Source organism: Sinorhizobium fredii, assembly GCF_002944405.1.
Classification (GTDB): Bacteria; Pseudomonadota; Alphaproteobacteria; order Rhizobiales; family Rhizobiaceae; genus Sinorhizobium; species Sinorhizobium fredii_C.
On the sequence record NZ_CP024307.1, the window covers coordinates 2,731,001 to 2,750,863 of the forward strand.

The 19,863-nt window shown below is 63.6% G+C and carries 16 protein-coding genes; 8 read left to right on the plus strand and 8 right to left on the minus strand.

The features are described 5' to 3' along the window. Positions 1-159: 159 nt before the first annotated feature. On the minus strand, positions 160-747 hold the full coding sequence (locus NXT3_RS13430) for an NnrU family protein (protein ID WP_104839508.1): 588 nt from the start codon (positions 745-747) through the stop codon (positions 160-162). 250 nt (positions 748-997) lie between these two features. Here NXT3_RS13430 and NXT3_RS13435 point away from each other — a divergent pair, with 250 nt between their 5' ends. Next, positions 998-2,002, plus strand: coding sequence for a polysaccharide deacetylase family protein (locus NXT3_RS13435; RefSeq protein WP_104839509.1), 1,005 nt, complete (start codon positions 998-1,000; stop codon positions 2,000-2,002). 10 nt (positions 2,003-2,012) lie between these two features. Here the strand turns inward: NXT3_RS13435 and sbmA are convergent, their stop codons facing one another. From sbmA to glpK, 5 genes are all read right to left on the minus strand, one after another. Next, positions 2,013-3,275, minus strand: a complete 1,263-nt coding sequence (gene sbmA / locus NXT3_RS13440; RefSeq protein ID WP_037414832.1) for a peptide antibiotic transporter SbmA — start codon at positions 3,273-3,275, stop codon at positions 2,013-2,015. A 163-nt stretch (positions 3,276-3,438) separates the two neighbouring features. After that, positions 3,439-4,662: an MFS transporter gene (locus tag NXT3_RS13445; protein ID WP_423827925.1), complete on the minus strand. Its 1,224-nt coding sequence runs from the start codon at positions 4,660-4,662 to the stop codon at positions 3,439-3,441. Positions 4,663-4,847: 185 nt separating this feature from the next. Continuing rightward, the gene (gene map, locus NXT3_RS13450) at positions 4,848-5,597 is read right to left on the minus strand and encodes a type I methionyl aminopeptidase (protein WP_104839510.1); all 750 of its coding nucleotides are present in this window, start codon (positions 5,595-5,597) and stop codon (positions 4,848-4,850) included. Continuing rightward, the gene (locus NXT3_RS13455) at positions 5,581-6,696 is read right to left on the minus strand and encodes an LLM class flavin-dependent oxidoreductase (protein WP_337442161.1); all 1,116 of its coding nucleotides are present in this window, start codon (positions 6,694-6,696) and stop codon (positions 5,581-5,583) included. Before NXT3_RS13455 ends, map begins: the two co-directional genes overlap by 17 nt. A gap of 281 nt (positions 6,697-6,977) precedes the next feature. Further along, positions 6,978-8,471 (minus strand): glycerol kinase GlpK, encoded by a 1,494-nt coding sequence (glpK, locus tag NXT3_RS13460; protein ID WP_097525213.1) that lies wholly within the window; start codon positions 8,469-8,471, stop codon positions 6,978-6,980. A gap of 294 nt (positions 8,472-8,765) precedes the next feature. Here glpK and NXT3_RS13465 point away from each other — a divergent pair, with 294 nt between their 5' ends. From NXT3_RS13465 to NXT3_RS13500, 7 genes are all read left to right on the plus strand, one after another. Further along, entirely contained in the window at positions 8,766-9,542 is a 777-nt protein-coding gene (locus NXT3_RS13465; protein WP_097537992.1) for a 3-hydroxybutyrate dehydrogenase, read from the plus strand. 18 nt (positions 9,543-9,560) lie between these two features. Next, entirely contained in the window at positions 9,561-11,048 is a 1,488-nt protein-coding gene (gene xdhA / locus NXT3_RS13470; RefSeq protein ID WP_104839511.1) for a xanthine dehydrogenase small subunit, read from the plus strand. Positions 11,049-11,260: 212 nt separating this feature from the next. Beyond that, the gene (gene xdhB, locus NXT3_RS13475; RefSeq protein ID WP_104839512.1) at positions 11,261-13,597 is read left to right on the plus strand and encodes a xanthine dehydrogenase molybdopterin binding subunit; all 2,337 of its coding nucleotides are present in this window, start codon (positions 11,261-11,263) and stop codon (positions 13,595-13,597) included. A 461-nt stretch (positions 13,598-14,058) separates the two neighbouring features. Further along, entirely contained in the window at positions 14,059-14,967 is a 909-nt protein-coding gene (locus tag NXT3_RS13485) for a LysR substrate-binding domain-containing protein (protein WP_179864716.1), read from the plus strand. A 154-nt stretch (positions 14,968-15,121) separates the two neighbouring features. Continuing rightward, positions 15,122-16,354 (plus strand): urate hydroxylase PuuD, encoded by a 1,233-nt coding sequence (puuD, locus tag NXT3_RS13490; protein WP_097525208.1) that lies wholly within the window; start codon positions 15,122-15,124, stop codon positions 16,352-16,354. Beyond that, on the plus strand, positions 16,351-17,667 hold the full coding sequence (guaD, locus tag NXT3_RS13495) for a guanine deaminase (RefSeq protein WP_097525207.1): 1,317 nt from the start codon (positions 16,351-16,353) through the stop codon (positions 17,665-17,667). Before puuD ends, guaD begins: the two co-directional genes overlap by 4 nt. A gap of 102 nt (positions 17,668-17,769) precedes the next feature. Continuing rightward, positions 17,770-18,915 carry an alpha-hydroxy acid oxidase gene (locus NXT3_RS13500; RefSeq protein ID WP_037414797.1) on the plus strand — a complete coding sequence of 382 codons (1,146 nt, stop codon included), beginning with the start codon at positions 17,770-17,772 and terminating at the stop codon, positions 18,913-18,915. A 45-nt stretch (positions 18,916-18,960) separates the two neighbouring features. Here NXT3_RS13500 and uraH read toward each other — a convergent pair whose 3' ends face one another. Both uraH and NXT3_RS13510 read right to left on the minus strand, forming a co-directional pair. Continuing rightward, entirely contained in the window at positions 18,961-19,323 is a 363-nt protein-coding gene (gene uraH, locus NXT3_RS13505; RefSeq protein ID WP_037414794.1) for a hydroxyisourate hydrolase, read from the minus strand. Beyond that, positions 19,320-19,835, minus strand: a complete 516-nt coding sequence (locus tag NXT3_RS13510) for an ureidoglycolate lyase (RefSeq protein WP_097525206.1) — start codon at positions 19,833-19,835, stop codon at positions 19,320-19,322. The genes uraH and NXT3_RS13510 overlap by 4 nt, the downstream gene beginning before the upstream one ends. Positions 19,836-19,863: the final 28 nt, after the last annotated feature.

Genomic DNA, 19,863 nt, shown 5'->3' on the forward strand with positions numbered 1-19,863 from the left:
TTCGACGCCGATGTTCGGAAGGGAAACGCGCAATCTCAAACTGTTCGAGCATCCGTTGCGCGTCCCGCCGGACGCGCGTGCTCTCTGTGGATTTTGCGCCTTCTACCCGATTTTGCGTCGCTTGTAAGGGGGCCCATGTCATTTAGCCCATGATGTCATTTAGCCCATAACGATGGGAGGGACGCCGATCAGCCAATCGTGCAGCTTCCAGACGAAGAGCACATAGGCGGCGAGGCCGATGAGCACCGCCAGCGCGTCGTTGCGCGTCGACTTGAACACCGGCAGCACGGATTCGCCCGCGCGCTCGCGTCGCTTCAGCGAGATGCGCACGATCACCGCCCAGGCGAGAAACGAGGCGAAGAGCAGGACAGAAGAGGTCTCGCCGTTCGAGAGCAGGTGCGCCAGGGCCCAGATCTTGATCGAGAGGATCTGCGGATGCTTGACCGCGACGGCGATGCGACCGGCCGGCAGGGAACCCGCGGCAAGGAAGACAAAGGCGAAGAGCATCAGCAGGAGGGCGATGTGGCGCAGGAATACCGGCGGATCATAGAGCATCCCCGTCTCGCCGCGTGCCTGGCCGAAGCCATAGATGATGAGACAGAGACCGACGAGGCTGACGGCCGTAAAAAGCCCCATCCATGTACCCTTGCCGCGGCTCTCGATGACGCCGGCGCGAAGGCCGGGCGCAACCACGCGAACGAGATGCATGCCCAGAAAAATCACGATACCCAGGAGCAGTAGAGTCATAAGTCACCCACGCTAGATTGCATCGAACCGGGGGGAATCCGGATTGTGAACGCATCGATCAACAATTCGGAGCGCGATGCAAGCCATAGCCTGCATCGAACCTCCCGCATCCCGCTTTATCCCTTTATTTACCATCGCATAGCTTAATCCCCAGAGAATTTCCGGCGGGACCTAAGGATTGCCGCATTGTTGAAGAAGGGACGGCGAATACAACTCGTCATATCTGCTGATTCTCCCAAGAAGCCGTCCCATGCCACGCAAGATCCTCGCGCTCTCGCTCTGTCTCCTTCCCACAGTAGCGTTCGCCGATCCGCCTTCGGCGCCCCTGCCCGCCAAGGAAAAGCAACTCGTGATCGTCTCCTTCGACGGCGCGCACGACAATGCGCTGTGGGAAAAGAGCCTCACCATGGCAAGGCGCAACCGGGCGCACTTCACCTATTTCCTCTCCTGCACCTTCCTGATGACAAAGGCGGACGGCAGGGAGAGCTACAGGGCGCCGGGACAGAAAGCCGGCCGATCCAATGTCGGCTTCGCCCAGAGCCGCGAGGAGATCGCCGTTCGCGCCGGCCATATCTGGCAGGCCCATCTCGAAGGTCACGACATCGGCAGCCACGCCTGCGGTCATTTCGACGGCAAGGGCTGGAGCGAGGCGGACTGGGAGAGCGAATTCGCGGCCTTCCGCACGGCACTCGTCGACGCCTGGAAGAAGGCCAGCAGGCCGGAGGCCGAGCCGGAAGGTTGGGCGCATTTCGCCCGCAACGGTGCCAAGGGATTCCGCGCGCCTTATCTCTCGGTGAGCGACGGCCTCCTGCCGGCGCTCAAGGCCTTCAAGTTCAGCTATGACGCGAGCCTCGTCACCAAGGGGCCAGGCTGGCCCAGGACCGAGGCCGGTATGCCGCGCTTCGGTCTCCCGCTCATCCCGGAAGGCCCTTCGCACCGGCCGGTCATCGGCATGGACTACAATCTCTTCATCCGCCACTCGATGGGCGTCGAAAACCGAAGGGACAGCACCCGTTTCGAGGAGCGGACGCTTGCGGCATACCGAGAGGCATTCCGCAAGGAATATGACGGCGGGCGCGTTCCGCTGCAGCTCGGCTTTCACTTCGTCGAGATGAACGGCGGCGCCTATTGGCGGGCGCTTGATCGCTTCCTGACGGAGACCTGCCGCAAGCCGGACGTCGCCTGCGTCAGCTATGCGGAGGCTCTGCCGCAGATCGAGGCGGCAGAAGAGAAGGCGGATCGCTCCGCCTTCTGATCAGCGCGAGCTACAGGGCAAGTTCTTCCTTGCCGCCGGCCTCAATGAATTGGCGGTCGATATCAGGCAGCGGCGCTTCATCGAGCACGGATTCGAAGGCGCGGAGACGCTTGTAGATCGAAAGCAGCTCAACGATCGTCGGCCAGGAGTTGACGAGGTATTGGAAGGACGAGCTCACTTGGCCGAACGCACCGGAAATCTGATTCAGCGCGCCGAGGGAAATCTTGCCCGCAATAATCGAGGGCGCGAGGATAAGCAGCGAGAAGATATTGTTGATCTGCAGATAGAAAATGCGTGCAATGTTGAAGTACAGATAGTGGAAATAGAGCCGGAAATAGTTCCTGCGAACGTTGCTGAAAAGCTCGACAACCGTTTCCGGTTGGGCGCGATCGATGTGATCCTCGCCGTAAACTAGCTCCTTGCGATAGGCGGCTTCCACACGCTGGTTGCGGAATTCCAGTCCCGGCAACTTGATCCCAACCAGGGCAAGGAACACCGTACCGAAAAGCGACCATAGGACGGCTGCCGTGACCAAAGGATAGGGAATGCTGCCGACGATTGGCAGTTCGGTGACGTTCTCGGAAAGCCGGATCAGGACAGGTGTGAAGGCGATCAAGGTCATGACACTGTCGATAAGGCTAACGCCAAGGCCCTCGACCGTCGAGGAGAAGCGCATCGTATCTTCCTGTACGCGCTGCGAGGCCCCCTCGATGTGACGCAGCTTGCCCCAGTTGGTCATGTAGTATTCGTTCATGGCCGTACGCCAACGGAAGATGTAATGGCTGACGAAATAGCGCGTCATCACCGCGACTGCCACGGCGACCATGGCGATTCCGAGGAACGTCCCGATCTGAGCGTAGAACTGTTCCGCCGTGACAACTGCCGCCTTGGAGACCGCCGCCTGGATCAGGTCCCAGAAGGGTCCGTACCAGTTGTTGATTGCCACGCTCACCTGCACTTGGAAATAGGTGACAAAGAGAATGAGAGCCGATCCCCAGATAGACCAGCTCTGCCAGCGATGGGGAGCGTAAACCTGCCAAAAGGCGGCGAAAATCGCCACCACCAATCCAAAGTAGATGTAGAACCAGAGGAAGGCAGGCGACCAGAAGGCCGAGATGCCGACGATCGGCGGGGCATCGGCCGGTGCGGGCGGCAAACCAACGACCGCGCCGAGCCTTTCACCCCAGCCGTACCAGAAGGCAACGGCAATCAGCGACCAGACAATGACGGATATGAAGAACTGCTTCGGCTTGGGGAAGAAGGATTGGAACAAGGGACGGCACTCTCGCTATTTGGAGGACAACGACTTGCCTCCTGATGCGGCCGAAACTAGGGCAAATTGCCCGTCGCAACAATTCCACATTGCGAATGTTACTGTTATTTCATGAAGCTCCGCCGGGAATAGTTCCGCCTCGGGCGCGCGGAATTCGTGGGCTTCACCGACCCAATGCCGCCCTGATCCTCGGCAGTTCAACGACCACCACCACGCCGCAGCCGAACAGCACCACGGCAGCCACCAGTGTCGGCAGCGCGAAGCTCCCGGTCCGTTCCGCCAGCCAGCCGGCGACGAGCGGACCGACGATCTGGCCGATGCCGAAGGCGGCGGTCATGAAGGCGAGGGCCCGGCGCGGGCTTTCGGGTGCAAGCTGGCGGCCGATCTGCAGGCCGTAGGCGGTGACCATCATGAAGGTGGCGCCGAGCATCAGGCCGCCGACGAGCGGCGCGTAGGGCGAAGGCAAGGATATGGTCAGCACCAGGCCGGCGGCCTCGACCAGGAGGCCCGCGGCATAGACGCCAGCAAGCCCGAGGCGCGGCACGGCGAAGCGCCACAGAGAGATCGACAGCGCAGCGCTGATGCCGGTAATCAGCCAGGCGAGGAATTCGACGCTGTGGCCGCCGCTCGGGTCCCGGGCCATGGCGACGAGGAAGGTGGCGGTAATCACATAGCCGAATCCGAAGAAGCCGTAAGTGAGCGTCATGGCTGCAAGCGGCCGGGTCCAGCTGAGCGGCGCCTCCCGTCCGGCACCATTCCCCACATGCTCTCCGCCCGTCAGCAGAGCGGCAACGAGGACAGTCCCTGCCAGTGCGACAAGCGCGCCGGTGAACCAATCTCCTTGCGAGGCGGAAAGGCCCGCGACCCCCGCGAGCGGTGCCGCCCAGACGCAGAGCGAGGAAAGCGCGATGCCGAAGCCGACGCCGCCGAAATGCACCGACGGCACATGTTCCGACTTGGCCAGCAGCCCCTGCCCCAGCACGATCCCGGACACGAAGATCATTGCGAAGGCGCTCGCAAGGCCGGCAAGGAAACGGATGGCTGAATAGACGAGAACGGATGAGGTGAGCCCCATCGCCGCCAGCAACAGGGTCGTCGCGGCCAGTGCAGCAAGGCCGATCCGCCGCTCGTGGCCATGCGCCCAGCCATAGGCGGCCAGCACGGCGCCGGCGAGATAGCCGACGAAATTGGCCGAGGCGATCAGCCCGGCATCCGCCGGCGAGAGCCCCGCATCCGTCATCATCGCCGGCAGGATCGGCGTATAGGAGAAACGGCCGAAGCCCATGGCAACGGCCATGGCGATGGCGCCCGCGATCGCCGTCGCGGCGAGGCTGCCGCCTGCGAGCGCATGGGGCGCAGAAGTCGGCAGCGCCTCTGCCTCAACCATGCGACGCGGATCGATTCCGCCGGTCGTGCCGACGTGCTTCTCATCGCGATCCGGCAATCTGTGAAGCGTGCTCATGCCTCCTTATTGCATTGCAGCAAGAAGGCGACAAATCATTATAATTGAAGCTTCGATTGACGGAATCGAACGATCGCAGCCTGGCGCTACCGCGCTGCCGCATCAGCTGGTCAGCCTGGCAGCGTGACGACCAGCGGCCCGCCACGCGTCACGACGACCGTGTGCTCGTACTGCACCGTTGGCGCACGCGGCTCGCTGTAGAGCGTCCAGTCGTCGTCGCCGCCCTCGGCCCAATGGGCGCCCATAGACAGAAACGGCTCGACCGTGAAGACCATGCCCTCTTTCATCCGCCGACGTTCGGACGGATCCGGCCAGGTGGCGATCTCGGCCGGCTCCTCGTGCAGCGACCGGCCGATGCCGTGGCTCGCCAGGTTGGTGACCAGCGAATAGCGGTTCTTGCGGGCGAATTCGCCGATGGCATTGCCGATCGCTGCCAGAGACTGATCCGGCCGCACCTGCTTCAAGCCCAACCACATGGCCCGTTTGCCGTCGCGGCAGAGCCGGTCGATGGCCGATGTGACGGGCGGCACGGGGAAGGAGGCGCCGGTATCGGCAAAGAGGCCATCCTTCTCGGCGGAAACGTCGATGTTGACCAGATCGCCGGCGCGGATCACCCGGCTGCCCGGAATGCCATGGGCGATTTCCTCGTTGACGCTGATGCAGGTCGCGCCGGGAAACTTGTAGCAGAGCTCCGGCGCCGAGCGCGCGCCCGCTTCCTCGAGCACCTTGCGGCCGATCGCGTCGAGTTCAGCCGTGGTGATGCCGGGCGCGAGCGCCTCGCCCATCGCCTGCAGCGCATTGGCGCAGATACGGCCGATTTCTTTCAGCCGCTCGAGATCTTCGTCATTGTTGAGGGTCATCGTATCTCGCTTTCGCGGCCACATGTAGCGTGGCGACGCGGCGGATACCAGTGCCGGCCGGTCCGCTACCTTCCGCCATCATCTCGCGAACCCGCGGCGCGACCTTGGTGCCGTAGAGCTCGATGCCGCGCATGATCTGGTCGTGCGGCATCGGGCCGATCGCCATCTGCAAGAGGAAGCGATCGTTGCGGAAGAGCTTTTGATGCGCGACGATCTTTTGCGCCACCGTCTCCGGGTCGCCCAGGAAAAGATTGCCGGCCGGGCTGCGCGCCTGGTCGAAATGGGCACGGTTCGTCGGCCCCCAGCCGCGTTCGCGGCCGATGCGGTTCATCACCTCCGCCTGCGGCCCGTAGAACTGGTCGGCCGCCTCATCCGTCGTGTCGGCGATGAAACCGTGCACGTTGATGCTCGTCTTCAGCTTCGATGCGTCCTGGCCGGCGCGGCGCGCCGCCTCGCGGTAGAGGTCGAAGAGCGGCGCGAACCGCCGCGGCTCGCCGCCGATGATCGCCAGCGCCATCGGCAAGCCGAGCGCGCCGGCGCGGGCCACCGATTGCGGCGTGCCGCCGACGGCGATCCAGAGCGGCAGCTGGTCCTGCAACGGCCGCGGATAGACGCCGCGACCGTCGATCGGCGGCCGCAATTCGCCCGACCAGGTGACCTTCTCGCTGTCACGGATCGCCAGCAGGAGATCGAGCTTTTCGGCAAAGAGCTGGTCGTAGTCGTCGAGAGACTGGCCGAAGAGCGGGAAGGACTCGATGAAGGAGCCGCGCCCGGCCATGACCTCGGCGCGGCCATTGGAAAGAAGATCGAGGGTCGCGAATTGTTGGAAGACGCGCACCGGATCGTCGGAGCTCAGCACCGTCACGGCGCTCGTCAGCCGGATACGGCTGGTGCGCGCCGCCGCGGCGGCGAGGATCACCGCCGGCGCGGAGGCGGCGTAGTCGGGCCGGTGATGCTCGCCAAGGCCGAAGACGTCGAGGCCGACCTGGTCGGCAAGCTCGATCTCTTCGATGAGATTGGCAAGGCGCCGGCGCCCCTCGGCACCCTTGTCGGTAGCATTGGGGTCCACGTCGGCGAAGGTATAAAGCCCGAGTTCCATGATGACGTCCCGTTGTCGATCGCCCAGAGATAATCGGCGCCCGGCACGGCCACAAATGCGGGATTTGGAAACACACTGTTTCTTAAGGCAGGAATTTTGCCCCATCCCGCTGCCGCGACCTTCTCCCCGCAAGCGGGGCGAAGGGAGCTGCCGCACCCGTCCCGTCCCTGCTCCCGCATGCGGCAATTTCTATGGAGTAAGGGGAACGCTCGAACTCATGTCCCCTCGCCCCGCCTGCGGGGAGAGGGCTAAGGTGAGGAGCAATTCTCGGCGTGAGCTGCCTACGCCGCCATCAGCGTCCGCTTCACCGCGCTGCGCCAGCCCTTCAGCTTGCCCTTGCGGGTCGTCCCGTCCATCTTCGGCTCGAAGCGCCGGTCGCGGGCCCACGATTTGGCGAACTCCTCCTGGGTGGGCCAGACGCCGGCGCGGCTGCCGGCGAGCCAGGCAACGCCGAGCGCGGTCGTCTCGAGGATGACCGGCCGGTCGACCGGCGCGTCGAGCAGATCGGAGAGCCTCTGCATCGTCCAGTCCGAGGCGACCATGCCGCCGTCGACCCGCAGCACCGTGTCCTTGCCGTTGCTGCGCCAGTCCCGGTGCATGGCGTCGAGCAGATCGCGCGTCTGGTAGCAGACCGACTCGAGCGCCGCCCGGGCGAATTCGGCGGGTCCGGTATTGCGCGTCATCCCGTAGATCGCGCCGCGGGCATCCGGGTCCCAGTGCGGAGCGCCGAGCCCGGTGAAGGCCGGCACCAGATAGACCTCCTGCGTCGGATCGGCGCTTTCGGCCAGCGTGCCGGTGTCGGGCGCCGCCTTGATGACCTTGAGCCCGTCGCGCAGCCATTGGACGGCAGCGCCCGCGACGAAGATCGAGCCTTCGAGCGCGTAGGTCGTCTTGCCATCGAGGCGATAGGCGATGGTGGTGAGCAGTCGGTTCTTCGAGCGGACGATGTCCTTGCCGGTATTGAGCAGCGCGAAGCAGCCGGTGCCGTAGGTGGATTTCAGCATGCCCGGCTTGAAGCAGGCCTGGCCGATCGTCGCCGCCTGCTGGTCGCCGGCCACCCCGAGGATAGGAATCGCCGCACCGAAGAGGGAAGGATCGGTAACGCCGAACTCGGCCGCGCAATCCTTCACCTCCGGCAGCATCGTCCGCGGGATGCGGAGGATGTCGGTGAGTTCGGCGTCCCAGCCATTGTCGACGATATTGTAGATCAGCGTCCGCGACGCATTGGTGGCGTCGGTCGCAAAGGATTTGCCGCCGGTGAGCCGCCAGATGAGGAAGGTGTCGATGGTGCCGAAGCAGAGCTCGCCCTTGGCGGCGCGCGCCTGCGCTCCCTTCACATTGGTCAGCAGCCAGTTGAGCTTCGTACCGGAAAAATACGGGTCGAGCAGCAGTCCCGTCTTCTTGGTGAAGGTCCTTTCGAGGCCCTGCTTCTTCAGCTTGTCGCAGAAGGAGGCAGTGCGGCGATCCTGCCAGACGATGGCATTGTGAATCGGCTTGCCGCTCTCGCGATCCCACACGACGACCGTTTCGCGCTGGTTGGTGATTCCGATCGCCGCAATATCGCTGGCGGCAATGCCAGCCTTCTCGATCGCCTGCCGGATGGTGAAAAGAACGGTCTCCCAGATTTCTTCCGGGTCGTGCTCGACCCAGCCCGATTTCGGGAAGTGCTGCTTGAATTCCTTCTGGCCGACGCCCGCGACCTGCTGCTTGCCGTCGAAAACGATCGCGCGCGTGGACGTCGTACCCTGATCGATCGCGAGAATATATCCGCCCATATGCCCCTCCTCGGCACGCACAGACACCGCCCTTCCTCTAGGGGAGGCCTTCGAAAGACTTCAATACGACGCTGAAACGAATGTCAAACGAAAACAAAACGCAACTCGACCACCCTTGCGAACCCGACACGAACTCTGCGTCGCCGGACGGAAAAACACAATTGTCACCGCTGCGCTTTTGCGCGTAGGCTGCGGCTGTTGCATCGCAAAAATGCGCGCGCGCGGGTGACAGTACGGCGCATCGTTCGATTGCAGAAACGAGGGCGGTTTGCAGCGCCGAGGGAGAGATCGAGAATGACGAAGACAGCGGTCATAACGGGTTCGACGAGCGGCATCGGCTTGGCCATCGCCAAGGCCTTCGCGAAGACCGGGGCCAACATCGTGCTGAACGGTTTCGGTTCGGCGGACGAGATCAGGACGGTGACGGACGAGGTCGCCGGCCTCGGCGCCGGCACCGTCCTCCATCACCCGGCAGACATGACGAAACCGGCCGAGATCGCCGACCTGATGGCGACCGCCACCGCGCGCTTCGGTGGCACCGACATCCTCGTCAACAATGCCGGCGTGCAATTCGTCGAGAAGATCGAGGATTTTCCCGTCGAGCAATGGGACCGGATCATCGCCATCAACCTCTCCTCCTCCTTCCACACCATCCGAGCGGCGATTCCCTCCATGAAAGAGAAGGGCTGGGGGCGCATCGTCAACATCGCCTCGGCACACGGCCTCGTCGCCTCGCCCTTCAAGTCCGCCTATGTGGCGGCCAAGCATGGTATCATGGGTCTTACTAAGACCGTGGCGCTCGAGGTGGCGGAAAACGGCATTACCGTGAACTCGATCTGCCCCGGCTATGTGCTGACGCCGCTCGTCGAAAAGCAGATACCGGACCAGGCGAGGACACGCGGCATCACCGAGGAACAGGTGATCAACGAGGTTATGCTCAAGGGCCAGCCGACCAAGAAATTCATAACCGTCGAGCAGGTGGCCTCACTGGCGCTTTACCTTGCAAGCGACGACGCGGCGCAGATCACCGGCACCCATGTCTCGATGGACGGCGGCTGGACGGCGCAATAACGGATCGAGAAGGACGTGATGGCACAGGCATCCGACAGCATCCGCTTCATCCTGAACGATACGGAAATCGCACTCTCGGACGTTGCGCCGACAGACACATTGCTCGACTTCCTCAGGCTTCAACGCCGCCTCACCGGCACCAAGGAAGGCTGCGCCGAGGGCGATTGCGGCGCCTGCACCGTGCTCGTTGGCCGGCTTGCCGGCGACCCCCAAGGGCGTGAAAGCCTCGTCTATGAAACTGTCAATGCCTGCATCCGGTTCATCGGCTCGCTCAACGCCACGCATGTCGTCACCGTCGAGCATCTGGCGGCAAGCGACGGGGCGCTGCATCCGGTGCAGCAGGCGATGGTGGATTATCACGGATCGCAATGCGGCTTCTGCACGCCCGGCATCGTCATGTCACTCTATGGCCTGTGGCTGACGAACGACAATCCGAGCCGTGCGGCGATCGAAAAGGCGCTGCAAGGCAATCTCTGTCGCTGCACCGGCTATGAGCCGATCGTGCGGGCGGCGGAAGCCGCCGCCAAAGAGCGCCCCTCGGCGATTTTCGATCCGATCACCCGGACACGGGAGACCGTAGCGGCCCGGCTAAAGGCGTTTCAGCCGACGGAAACGATCGTCATCCGTAATGGCGAGAACTGCCTTGTCTTGCCGGCGGATACGGCCGGCCTCGCAACGGCGCTCGCCGAGTACCCGACGGCGACGATTGTCGCGGGCTCGACCGATGTCGGGCTCTGGGTGACGAAGCAGATGCGCCCGATCAGCCCGGCGGTGTTCATCAGGGGCATCGCCGAACTGCAGCGGATCGATAGCTCCGGAGCCGGCCTGACCATTGGCGCCGGCGTCACTTATTCATCCGCCTTCGAAGCCCTTTCCTTGGCCTTTCCAAGCTTCGGACAGCTCCTCGACCGTATCGGCGGCGAGCAGGTGCGCAACATGGGAACGATCGGCGGCAACATCGCCAATGGCTCGCCGATCGGCGACAGCCCGCCACCGCTGATCGCTCTCGGCGCAACGGTCAGTCTGCGCTCGAAGGACGGCACGCGCTCGCTGCCGCTCGAGGATTTCTTCATTGCCTATGGCAAGCAGGATCGCAGGCCCGGCGAATTCGTCGAGAGCATCTTCGTCCCGGCCCTGCCGGCGGGAGACCGCTTCGCGGCCTACAAGGTGACCAAGCGCCGCGACGAGGACATCTCCGCCCTGCTCGGCGCGTTCCGCATCGCGCTCGACGGCGGACGGGTGAAAGCCGCCCGCATCGCCTTTGGCGGCATGGCGGCCACCCCGAAGCGGCCGAAGGCCGTCGAGGCCGCGCTGATCGGCCAGCCCTGGACAGAGGATACGGTACGCGCAGCCCAGGCGGCCTTCGAAACGGATTATCAACCGATAACCGACTGGCGCGCCAGCAGCGCCTATCGCATGCTGGCGGCAAAGAACCTGCTGATGCGCTTCTTTCTGGAGAGCGTCGGCGAAAAGGCGCAGCTTGAGCGTTTCGAGGATGTGGCATGAGCGGTGGCCTCGAAGTCTGCGTCGTCAAATTGCCCCTCACCCATCCCCTCTCCCCGCGCGCGGGGAGAGGGGATGGAGGCAGCGCCCCGCTTCGCTCGGGAAGTGGCAGGAAGGAAAGTGGCGCTGTAAGTGCCTTCGCCCCGCTCGCGGGGAGAAGGTGGCCGGCAGGCCGGATGAGGGGCAGCAACTCCCTCAGTTGGGGGCGCTAAGCGATGGATAAATCCGCCTTCGAAGAACGCACCACCATCGCCGGCCCGATGCACAGCGAACTGCGCCACGACAGCGCCCACAAGCACGTCGCCGGGACCGCCGACTATATCGACGACATGCCGGAGCCCGCCGGCACCTTGCACGGCGCACTTGGCCTCACCGACCGGGCCCATGCGGAAATCCTCGAAATGGACCTCTCCGCGGTTGCCGCCCTGCCCGGCGTCGTCTCGGTGCTGACCGCAAAGGACATGCCGCATTCGAACGACATCAGTTCCACGCATCTCCACGACGAGCCGGTGCTCGCCGACGACCGCGTGCAGTTTCATGGACAGCCGGCATTCGCGGTGATTGCCGAGACGCGCGACATTGCCCGCCGCGCGGCGCGGCTGGCGAAGATCACCTATCGCGACCTGCCCCACAGGATCGATGTGGCCGACGCAATCGCCGGAGGCGGAGAGCTGGTCACCCCGCCATTGACTCTTCAGCGCGGCGACGCGGAGGGCGAACTGGAGCGCGCGCCACGCCGGCTCAAGGGCAAGATGCGCATCGGCGGCCAGGAGCATTTCTACCTGGAGGGGCACATCGCGCTCGCCATTCCGGGCGAGGATGACGACATGACCGTCTGGGTATCGACCCAGCATCCGAGCGAAATCCAGCATATGGTCGCGCAGGTGCTCGGCGTCCCCTCAAACGCCATCACCGTCAACGTCCGCCGTATGGGCGGCGGCTTCGGCGGCAAGGAGACGCAGGGCAACCAGTTCGCCGCACTCGCCGCCGTCGCCGCGCGCAAGCTGCGTCGTGCCGTCAAGTTCCGGCCCGACCGCGACGACGACATGGTGGCGACCGGCAAGCGTCATGACTTTCTCGTCGATTACGACGTCGGCTTCGATGATGCCGGGACCATCCTGGCAGTGCAGGCGACGTATGCGGCGCGCTGCGGTTTCTCCGCCGATCTTTCCGGGCCGGTGACCGACCGAGCCCTCTTCCATGCCGACAACGCCTACTTCTATCCACACGTGAAACTGACCTCGCAACCCTTGAAAACCAATACGGTTTCCAATACCGCCTTTCGCGGTTTCGGCGGGCCGCAAGGCATGGTCGGCTGCGAGCGGATCATCGAGGAGGTTGCCTATGCGCTCGGCAAGGACCCGCTCGAAATCCGCAAGCTGAACTTCTATGGCGACAAGGATTCGGGACGCAACGTCACGCCCTACCATCAGAAGGTCGAAGACAACATCATCCGGCAGATCGTCGAGGAACTGGAGGCGAGCGCCGACTATCAGGGCCGGCGTGCCGCGATCATCGACTTCAACAAATCGAGCCGGGTGATCCGCAAGGGCATCGCCCTGACGCCGGTCAAGTTCGGCATTTCCTTCACCCTGACCCATCTGAACCAGGCCGGCGCGCTCGTTCACATCTACACGGATGGCTCGGTCCATCTCAATCACGGCGGCACCGAAATGGGCCAGGGCCTCAACACCAAGGTGGCGCAGGTTCTCGCCGACAGTTTCCAGATCGATATCGACCGGGTGAAGATCACCGCGACGACGACCGGCAAGGTGCCGAACACCTCCGCAACCGCTGCCTCCTCGGGCTCCGATCTGAATGGCATGGCTGCCTTCGACGCCGCCCGCCAGATCAAGGAGCGCCTCGTCGCCTTCGCCGCCGAGCGCTGGCAGACGACCGCCGACTATGTCAGCTTCGTGCAGAACCACGTGAAGATCGGCGAAGAACGCGTGCCCTTCGCCGAATTCATCGGCCAGGCCTACATTGCCCGTGTGCAACTATCGGCCGCCGGCTTCTACAAAACGCCGAAGATTCACTGGGACCGCGCCGCCGGACGCGGCACGCCCTTCTACTACTTCGCCTATGGGGCGGCCGTCTCGGAAGTATCGATCGACACATTGACCGGGGAATACCTCGTCGACCGGGTCGACGTGCTGCACGACGTCGGCCGCTCGCTCAATCCGGCGATTGACATCGGCCAGGTTGAGGGCGGCTTCGTGCAGGGCATGGGCTGGCTGACGACGGAGGAACTCTGGTGGGACGAGAAGGGGCGGCTGAAGACCCATGCCCCGTCGACCTACAAGATCCCGCTCGCCTCGGACCGGCCGAAGGTCTTCAACGTGCGCCTCGCCGAATGGTCGGAAAATGCGGAAAAGACCATCGGCCGCTCCAAGGCGGTTGGCGAGCCGCCCTTGATGCTGCCGATCTCGGTGCTGGAAGCACTGTCGATGGCGGTCGCCAGCGTCGCCGACTATCGCGAATGTCCGAGGCTCGATGCGCCGGCGACGCCGGAGCGTGTCTTGATGGCGGTGGAGAGATTGAGAGGGATTTGAGCTGTTCAGGGGCAAGTTTGGCTCAACGATTTTCAGCAACCGTGGAGGCCCCTAACCCTCTCCCCGTTCTGACGGACTTGGGAGGTGCCGCGAGTCCCTTCGCCCCGCCTGCGGGGAGAAGGTCGCGGCAGCGGGATGAGGGGCATTTGTCGACCTACCGGAGCCTTTCATCCTCCCGCCGCGGCACGTCCCAATCCATGACACCCAAGTCTCTCTTCATGTAATCGGACGTCGTTTCGAGGTCGAGTTTCAAGCTCCGGCCTCTCATCCGACGAAAGGCAGAGGCGACTGTCCGGATTGCTCCACGCACTGAGCGAACTGGCTTTCTTTCAGCATATTCCAATACATCGCAGGACATCTGAGCACCCTTTCGAAAGCTGTGAACTTGACTTGCAGCATGCCGCCAAAGATGCTCGAACTCCAATCGAACATCTGCCTGCATGCATCAAGAGAACTTATCCATGAAGATGTCGAAGCAGTTTCCGCTGAATGCGCTGAGGGTCTTCGAGGCAGCCGCACGGCTTGGCAGCTTCACCAGGGCCGGGGAGGAGCTCGGCATGACCCAGACGGCGGTTAGCTACCAGATCAAGCTCATCGAAGAGAGCGTCGGAGAGCCGCTGTTCCTCAGGAAGCCGCGCCAGGTGACGCTGACGGAAGTCGGCCAGCGGCTGTCGCCGAAGGTGACCGAAGCATTCGAACTGCTGCAGGACGCGGTCGCCTCGGCGCGCCGCGACACGGAAACGGCGCTGCTCATCAACTCGACGGCGACCTTTGCCTCGCAATGGCTTGCCCGAGAGATCGGCACGTTCCAACTTGCACACCCGAATATCGCCGTACGTCTGGCGGCGAACGACGCAATCATCGATTTCAACAAGGAATCGGTCGACGTGGCGATCCGCTCCGGAACGGGCGATTGGCCGGGCCTTGTCAGCCATCGGCTGATGCGGGTGGAATTTGCCCCGATGCTCAGCCCCGCGCTTGCGGCGACGATCGGCGGCGTGCGCACGCCGCGAGACCTTCTGAAGCTCCCCATCATCGGCCCTGGGGATCCATGGTGGCCGGCATGGTTCCGCGCCGCCGGCGTCGACGACCCGGATTTGGCCGGCAGGCCGGCAATCCGGCTCGGCTCCCAAGCCTTCGAGGCGCGGGCAGCGGTCGCCGGCCAGGGCGTCGCCATTCTGATGCCGGAATTCTATAGCGACGACGTGGCGCTCGGCCGGCTCTACCAGCCTTTCAAGCTGCGCTGCAGCGAGGGTCACGACTATTGGCTGGTCTATTCCTATGCCCGCCGCAATGCCTTCAAGATCCGCGCCTTCCGCGACTGGATCCTTGGCAAGCTAAATCCAGGCGAGCTGGCAGGCCAGCGATGAATCGGTTTCGGAGAACGCCGCTCTAACCTTTTGGAAAAGATTGGTTTCAAGCGCGCTGGCATTGGCGGTGAAATACCACCGAGTGATCACGTCACCCCTTCCCCGCTCCCGTTTTTTCTCGCAAGCTGCGACACCGGAGAGAAAGGGTATCTGAATGTATGAATTCGCCATTGCCTGGGAATGGCTGGCCTTTGCCGTCCGCTGGCTGCATGTGGTGACGGCCATTGCCTGGATCGGCTCGTCCTTCTACTTCATCGCGCTCGACCTCGGCTTGGTGAAACGCAACCACCTGCCGCCCGGCGCCTATGGCGAGGAATGGCAGGTGCATGGCGGCGGCTTCTACCACATCCAGAAATATCTGGTGGCGCCCGCCACGATGCCGGAACATCTCACCTGGTTCAAATGGGAGTCCTACGCCACCTGGCTCTCCGGCTTCGCGATGCTCTGCCTCGTCTATTACGGCGGCGCCGATCTGTTCCTGATCGACCGGCATGTGCTGGACATCTCGGCGACGACGGCAATCCTGATCTCGCTTGCATCGCTCGGTGTCGGCTGGGTCTTCTACGATCTCCTCTGCAAATCGCCGATCGGCAAGAATACCTGGGGCCTGATGGCCCTTCTCTACCTGGTGCTGGTCGCCATGGCCTGGGGCTACACGCAGGTCTTCACAGGCCGCGCTGCCTTCCTGCATCTCGGCGCCTTCACGGCGACGATCATGTCCGCCAACGTCTTCTTCATCATTATCCCCAACCAGAAGATCGTCGTCGCCGACCTGATCGCCGGCCGCACGCCCGATCCGAGGCTCGGCGCCCAGGCCAAGCAGCGTTCGCTGCACAACAACTACCTGACCTTGCCCGTGATTTTCTTCATGTTGTCAAACCACTATCCGCTTGCCTTCGCGACGGCGTTCAACTGGATCATTGCGGCCCTGGTGTTCCTGATGGGCGTGACGATCCGCCACTGGTTCAACACCACGCATGCGCGCAAGGGCAAGCCGACCTGGACCTGGCTCGCGACAGCGATCCTCTTCATCCTGATCATGTGGCTGTCGACGGTGCCGAAGGTGCTGACCGGACAAGAGCGGGCCGAGGCCGCACCAGCGTTCAAGCGCTTTGCCGAAAACGCGCATTTCCCGGCCGTCAAGGACACGATCGCCACCCGCTGTAGCATGTGCCATGCGGCCGAGCCTGTTTACGAAGGCATTGGCCGGGCCCCGAAGGGGGTCACGCTCGAGAGCGACGCCGAGATTGCCGCTTTGGCGCGGGAAATCTATATCCAGGCCGGGCGCAGCCACGCCATGCCGCCCGGCAACATAACCGATATGACGGCGGACGAACGCAGGCTGCTGACGGCCTGGTTCGAGAGCGCCGTCGGGGAGGCAGAATGACATCCATCCTGATCCGCGGCCGCACATTGAGCTTCAACCGCGCGCCGGAGAGCATCGACGACAGCGCCGGCTATGCCTATGAAGGCGACGGCGCGCTCCTTGTCGAGGATGGCGTCATCAAGGCTTGCGGCCCCTACGCGACTGTAAAGACGGCAGCGCCGGAAGGGGTGGAGGAGATCGATCACCGGCCGCACCTCATCGTGCCGGGCTTCATAGACACGCATCTGCACTTCCCGCAGATGCAGGTCATGGCCTCCTACGCCGCCAACCTGCTCGAATGGCTGAACACCTACACGTTTCCGGAGGAATGCCGCTTCGTCGAAACCGCGCATGCGGAGCGGATCGCCCGGCACTTCTTCGACGAGATGGTCCGCCACGGCACGACGACGGCAACGGCCTATTGTTCGGTGCACAAGGCGTCCGTCGACGCCTTCTTCGCCGAGAGCCTGAGGCGCGGCACCTGCATGGTCGCCGGCAAGGTGATGATGGACCGCAACGCGCCGCAGGGCCTGCTCGACACGCCTGAGATGAGCTATGACGAGACGCGGGCGGTGATCGCCGACTGGCACGGCAGGGGCCGCAATCACGTCGCCATCACCCCGCGCTTCGCCATCACCTCGACGCCGGAGCAGATGGATGCGGCGAAATCGCTCGTCCGCGAGTTTCCTGACCTGCACGTACAGACGCATCTCTCCGAAAACCGCGACGAAATCGCCTTTACCTGCGAGCTCTATCCCGAAGCCAAGGATTATACCGACGTCTACGCCCGCTACGGCCTGCTCGGGCGCAAGAGCCTTTTCGGTCATTGCATCCATCTCTCCGAGCGCGAAGCCGATGCGATGAGCGAGACCGGTTCTGTCGCCGTCTTCTGCCCGACATCCAACCTCTTTCTCGGTTCCGGCCTGTTTCCGCTCCACGCCCTGACGCGGCGGGCGAAACCGGTGCGCGTCTCGGTCGCCTCCGATATCGGCGGCGGCACCAGCTATTCGATGCTGAAGACGCTCGACGAGGCCTACAAGATCGTCCAGCTCCAAGGCGAACGGCTGAACCCCTTCGACAGCTTCTACATGATGACCCGGGGCAATGCCGAGGCGCTTTCGCTTGCCGATCGCATCGGCACGCTGGAGCCGGGCAGCGATGCCGACCTTGCGGTCCTCGACATGGCGGCCACACCGGCCATGGCGCTCAGGGCCGAAGTGGTCAATTCGCTCGCCGACGAGCTCTTCCTCCTGCAGACGATGGGCGACGATCGCTCGATCGTCGAGACCTATGTGGCAGGCAAGCCGGCGAAATCCACGCTCGGCACCACCTGAGGCAAGAGGTCAATTTTTTTGACCACTTGCCTCAGGCGACTATTACAACCCTTCCGAAAAGATGTTAAGGCGTCCGTCATCTCCATTCGATGAGGGCCATCCATGACGCAAATCCTCGACATCAGCGACCTCAAGGCGCTTGCCAGGCGGCGGGTTCCGAAGCTCTTCTTCGACTATGCCGACAGCGGCGCCTGGACGGAGGGCACCTATCGCGCCAACGAAGAGGATTTCGCCAAGATCAAGCTGCGTCAACGGGTGCTGGTCGACATGACCAACAGGTCGCTCGAAACGACGATGATCGGCCAGAAAGTCTCGATGCCGGTGGCGCTTGCACCGACGGGTTTGACGGGCATGCAGCACGCCGACGGCGAGATGCTGGCGGCGCAGGCGGCAGAGGCCTATGGCGTTCCCTTCACGCTGTCGACGATGAGCATCTGCTCGATTGAGGACGTCGCCTCGGTGACGACGAAACCCTTCTGGTTTCAGCTCTATGTGATGCGCGAGCGCGAATTTGTGCTCAACCTCATCGACCGCGCCAAGGCGGCCAAATGCTCGGCCCTCGTCCTGACGCTCGACCTGCAGATACTCGGCCAGCGGCACAAGGATCTCCGCAACGGCCTCTCGGCGCCGCCCCGCATGACTCCGAAACATCTCTGGATGATGGCGACGCGCCCGGGCTGGTGCATGAAGATGCTCGGCACGAACCGACGCACCTTCCGCAACATCGTCGGCCATGCCAAGAGCGTCACCGACCTCTCCTCGCTCCATGCCTGGACCGCCGAGCAGTTCGACCCGCAGCTTTCCTGGAAGGACGTCGAATGGATCAAGGACCGCTGGGGCGGTCCGCTCATCCTGAAGGGCATCCTCGATCCGGAAGACGCGAAAATGGCGGCGAAAACCGGCGCCGACGCAATCATCGTCTCGAATCACGGCGGCCGCCAGCTCGACGGGGCGCCGTCCTCGATCAGCATGCTGCCGAAGATCATCGATGCCGTCGGCGACCAGATCGAGGTTCATCTCGACGGCGGCATCCGCTCCGGACAGGACGTGCTGAAGGCAGTCGCGCTTGGAGCCAAGGGCACCTTCATCGGCCGCCCGTTCCTCTATGGCCTCGGGGCGATGGGCAAGGACGGCGTGACCCTGGCGCTCGACATCATCCGCAAGGAGATGGACATCACCATGGCGCTCTGCGGCAAGCGCAACATCAACGACGTGGCTCGCGACGTCATCGCCGACTACGCGATGTGAGGCGCCAGATGCGGGCGCCGTGCGCCCACATCCTTCTCGTCCGGCTCAGCTGCCGCGATAGGTCGAATAGCCGTAGGGCGAGAGCAGCAGCGGCACGTGGTAGTGGCTGGCGGCGTCGGCGATGCCGAACCGCAACGGGATGAGGTCGAGAAAGGCCGGCTCGACAAGCGCCACTCCGGCCGCGCGCAGATAATCGCCGGCGTGAAACACAAGTTCGTACTGCCCCGCCTTGAAGGCTTCGCCCTCCGCAAGCGGCGCGTCGACGCGACCGTCGCTGTTCGTGCGGACCGTGCAGATCGATTGCCGCTCCTCGCCTTCCAGCCGATAGAGATCGATGCGCAGGTTCTCTGCCGGCTTGCCGAGCGCCGTGTCGAGAACATGGGTTGTCAGCCGGCCGCTCTTCTTCATCGGACTGTTCCCTTCGAAGGCAGATCTGGGATAAAGAAAGGTTCCTCGTAGAAGAACTCCTCGAGATTGTTGCCCGGTCCGCCGCGATCGACAACGAGGAAATCGCTGACGGTATCGACCGTCATCAGCGGATGATGCCAGACGTTGCGGCCATAATTGACCCCCTGCCGGCCCCCTGCCAGGAAAACCCGCGGCCTGCCCGGGCGCCCGCCCTCATCCTCGGCGGCAACCGCGAGCCAGGGCCGATCTTGAAGTGGCGAAAAACTCTGGCTGCCGAACGGGTGGCGTTCCATCATGGTGATGCTGTAGGGAAAGCTCCGCGGCTGGCCGCGAAAGATGCTGATGATCACCCGGGCGCCCTCCCCGATCACGTCGGCCTCGGCAAGCGCATGAAACCGCTCTGTATTGCCGCCATTGATCAGCCGCGCCGACGCGGGGTCGGCCTCGATGACGCTGCCGAACGGGGCGAACGCCTCCTTCGTCAGGGGCTCGATCGAAAGCAGATGCGACATCAGGCCCGGGTCCCAACTCTCCGGCCAT

What these genes read in the sequence shown, in the direction of transcription:
- NXT3_RS13430 (WP_104839508.1), bottom strand. Translation starts at nt 747, where the DNA reads ATGACTCTACTGCTCCTGGGTATCGTGATTTTTCTGGGCATGCATCTC.
- NXT3_RS13435 (WP_104839509.1), top strand. Translation starts at nt 998, where the DNA reads ATGCCACGCAAGATCCTCGCGCTCTCGCTCTGTCTCCTTCCCACAGTA.
- NXT3_RS13445 (WP_423827925.1), bottom strand. Translation starts at nt 4,662, where the DNA reads ATGGTTGAGGCAGAGGCGCTGCCGACTTCTGCGCCCCATGCGCTCGCA.
- map (WP_104839510.1), bottom strand. Translation starts at nt 5,597, where the DNA reads ATGACCCTCAACAATGACGAAGATCTCGAGCGGCTGAAAGAAATCGGC.
- NXT3_RS13455 (WP_337442161.1), bottom strand. Translation starts at nt 6,696, where the DNA reads ATGGAACTCGGGCTTTATACCTTCGCCGACGTGGACCCCAATGCTACC.
- glpK (WP_097525213.1), bottom strand. Translation starts at nt 8,471, where the DNA reads ATGGGCGGATATATTCTCGCGATCGATCAGGGTACGACGTCCACGCGC.
- NXT3_RS13465 (WP_097537992.1), top strand. Translation starts at nt 8,766, where the DNA reads ATGACGAAGACAGCGGTCATAACGGGTTCGACGAGCGGCATCGGCTTG.
- xdhA (WP_104839511.1), top strand. Translation starts at nt 9,561, where the DNA reads ATGGCACAGGCATCCGACAGCATCCGCTTCATCCTGAACGATACGGAA.
- xdhB (WP_104839512.1), top strand. Translation starts at nt 11,261, where the DNA reads ATGGATAAATCCGCCTTCGAAGAACGCACCACCATCGCCGGCCCGATG.
- NXT3_RS13485 (WP_179864716.1), top strand. Translation starts at nt 14,059, where the DNA reads ATGAAGATGTCGAAGCAGTTTCCGCTGAATGCGCTGAGGGTCTTCGAG.
- puuD (WP_097525208.1), top strand. Translation starts at nt 15,122, where the DNA reads ATGTATGAATTCGCCATTGCCTGGGAATGGCTGGCCTTTGCCGTCCGC.
- guaD (WP_097525207.1), top strand. Translation starts at nt 16,351, where the DNA reads ATGACATCCATCCTGATCCGCGGCCGCACATTGAGCTTCAACCGCGCG.
- NXT3_RS13500 (WP_037414797.1), top strand. Translation starts at nt 17,770, where the DNA reads ATGACGCAAATCCTCGACATCAGCGACCTCAAGGCGCTTGCCAGGCGG.
- uraH (WP_037414794.1), bottom strand. Translation starts at nt 19,323, where the DNA reads ATGAAGAAGAGCGGCCGGCTGACAACCCATGTTCTCGACACGGCGCTC.
- NXT3_RS13510 (WP_097525206.1), bottom strand. Translation starts at nt 19,835, where the DNA reads ATGTCGCATCTGCTTTCGATCGAGCCCCTGACGAAGGAGGCGTTCGCC.